Origin of the sequence: Flavobacterium wongokense, assembly GCF_021608265.1 — a bacterium.
Taxonomy (GTDB): Bacteria; Bacteroidota; Bacteroidia; order Flavobacteriales; family Flavobacteriaceae; genus Flavobacterium; species Flavobacterium wongokense.
In genome coordinates this window covers 1-2478 of sequence record NZ_JAKIHP010000016.1, presented here as the reverse complement: position 1 = coordinate 2478, position 2478 = coordinate 1, and the positions used below count along the sequence as shown (strand labels likewise).

Genomic DNA, 2478 nt, shown 5'->3' with positions numbered 1-2478 from the left:
AAGCCGCGGAACGTTAGCGGCAAGTGTTGAGCAACACCTCGTAAAAAGACAATAATGAACGATAAAATTGAATATTTAGTTTATAAACCGGAATTTTACTATTGGTTTTTAATTCCGACAATTATTGCGGTATTTGTGTTTATAAAATCAATTTCGATATTGAGCCGAAAAAGAAACTGGCTAAATTGGATTTTGACAATTGTGATAATTTCATCGATATTATTTTCTGAATATATATTGTATGTGGTTTTCTTTTTGGGCGCTTGGCCGACATATTTGCCACACATTTTAATAGTTTTGGTTTTAATATTATACGGAATCCAAGTTTACGCAAACAAGAACACCAGCCGCTAACAGCGGTTTCGCGCTATAGCTGGTTTTGCCTTTCTTGGAAAATACTCTGAACATTACAATTTCTTATTACATTTATTCTTAACTTGCCGCTACAGCGCAAAGCCGCGGAACGTTAGCGGTAATGCATTTCCCAAGTTTGCGGAGAAATTTTTATAGAAAATGAAAGAGAACGAAAAAATATCAATCGGAAAAGGAAATTGGTATATAGCAGAAATTATTGAGAAACGTGAGCCGGTAAATCGTAGTGAAAATGATTTGCGTCATGTCGTTACTTGGGGAAATTTTCATTTGATAAAAGCCGAAAATCCTAAACAAGCATACGAAAAAGCAATAAAAATTGGAAAAGAAGGCCAAGTTAGATTCATAAACTCCAACAAAGTTGAAATGGAATATGTTTTTGTTGGAATCGCTGATTTGATTCCAATCTATGAAGATATTGAAGATGGAAGTGAAATTATGTGGACAGATTATGGAGTAATGACTAATAGAAAAACTGAAAAGTTTGTGCGTAGTGAAAAGGAGCTTTTAGAAAATATAAAGTTGAAAGAGAAATAAAATGCACAACCGCTAACAGCCGTTTGGCGTAATAGCTTGTTTGTCTTTCTTGGAAAATACTCTGAACTTCAGCATTTCTTATTACATTTATTCTTAACTTGCCGCTACTGACGCCAAGCGGCGGAACGTTAGCAGTAATGTTTTTTCCACCCAACACGCCAAAAATGGAATACCCAATAATAGAAAGTTTAAAAAAGCATAACGAAATTTTAAGAGCCGATCAGTTTTTAAAATTGCCAACTGATACTCCATTTGGAAATTTATTGTTGAGTTGGGTAGAAATAATACAGAGGGCTGATAGGATAAATGATTTAATCATTGAATTGTACAGAGACTATAATATTATTACTCAAAGTCGTGGCATCGTTAATCCTGATATTTCCCATCTTTTTTACAAACAAAAATTTCTAACTGAGCAAATTTTTTATTGGCTTAGAAAAACTGCTGACGAATTAATCGGATTGGTTTACATATTGGATTACAATAAAAAAAATAACAAGTTTCCCTCTAAAATTAAAATTAACTCAATTGGAAACTTACTAAGTGAAGAGAATTTTATTCCTGAATTATTTGATAATTTCAGAGGCTTTTTAAAAATAGTTAATGAAATCTCAAACGGTTACAAACATTCATTTATCAATTCCCAGGCACACAGTTATCATGGAGAATATTATCCTGTCGTTTTCGCTTATACACTTGATTATAATAACCTCAAGAATACACCTCAATTTCACACATATAAGTTTAGTGATGTCTTAGAAAATTACAACACATTCTTAGCCGAAATCAAACGTTACTTAATAGAGAACTTTTAAGAAAAACACTACTGCTAACAGCCGTTTGGCGCAATAGCTCCTATCCTATCCGCCGGAAACCCAACGGTTTGCTCAAATCCTTCTTCACGCAGAATATTTTTCTTAAATTTACCGCTACTGACGCCAAGCGGCGGAACGTTAGCGGAAAGTTTTTGGAAACCGCGAAAAAGACACAACTATGAAATCAATTTACTTTTTATTGCTATTTCTTATTGGAATTTCAAGCCTTTTATTTCAAAACAAAAGTTGTGAAATACGTGGAATTTATAGAATTGAATATGAAAATGACAAGTTTGGAAAACTAAACACTAAAATCGAGTTTAATGACAGTACATATTTGAAAACTTTTGAATTGGGAAAAACTGAAGGCATAATTACTAAGTTAAAAGACAGAGATGGAAAATGCATTTTTCTTTTATACGACAAGTTGGAAAAAGTTGACCCAATAAAAGTCTCACAAATAGAACCTTCAAACAGCATAATAGGGAAGCTGAAAACTATGGGAGAACCAATAATGGAAATTTCAGAACCGCTTGGTGATACAATAAAATTCAGGATTGTTTATTCAGGTCAACTGAATGTGACAACCAGAGAAGGAAAACTTATCAAGTTATGACAAAAACCTTCCGCTAACAGCGGTTTCAAGCAATAGCTGGTTTTATCTTTCTAAGCCGGAAATTACGCAACCGGAAAATTGTATATATTTACAAATAACTATAAAGTTGCCGCTACTGCGTGAAGCCGCGGAACGTTA

General features: G+C 33.5%; 3 protein-coding genes. All 3 read left to right on the top strand.

Annotation, left to right across the window (positions count from 1 at the left end; all coding sequences use genetic code 11):
• Nucleotides 1-513: 513 nt before the first annotated feature.
• The gene (locus L1S31_RS14805) at nt 514-909 is read left to right on the top strand and encodes a DUF4288 domain-containing protein (RefSeq protein WP_236465558.1); all 396 of its coding nucleotides are present in this window, start codon (nt 514-516) and stop codon (nt 907-909) included.
• A gap of 164 nt (nt 910-1073) precedes the next feature.
• The gene (locus tag L1S31_RS14800) at nt 1074-1724 is read left to right on the top strand and encodes a hypothetical protein (RefSeq protein WP_236465557.1); all 651 of its coding nucleotides are present in this window, start codon (nt 1074-1076) and stop codon (nt 1722-1724) included.
• Between the two features lie 178 nt (nt 1725-1902).
• Nucleotides 1903-2340 carry a hypothetical protein gene (locus tag L1S31_RS14795; RefSeq protein ID WP_236465556.1) on the top strand — a complete coding sequence of 146 codons (438 nt, stop codon included), beginning with the start codon at nt 1903-1905 and terminating at the stop codon, nt 2338-2340.
• Nucleotides 2341-2478: the final 138 nt, after the last annotated feature.

Coding starts and splice junctions, on each gene's coding strand:
- L1S31_RS14805 (WP_236465558.1), top strand. CDS start 514: ATGAAAGAGAACGAAAAAATATCAATCGGAAAAGGAAATTGGTATATA.
- L1S31_RS14800 (WP_236465557.1), top strand. CDS start 1,074: ATGGAATACCCAATAATAGAAAGTTTAAAAAAGCATAACGAAATTTTA.
- L1S31_RS14795 (WP_236465556.1), top strand. CDS start 1,903: ATGAAATCAATTTACTTTTTATTGCTATTTCTTATTGGAATTTCAAGC.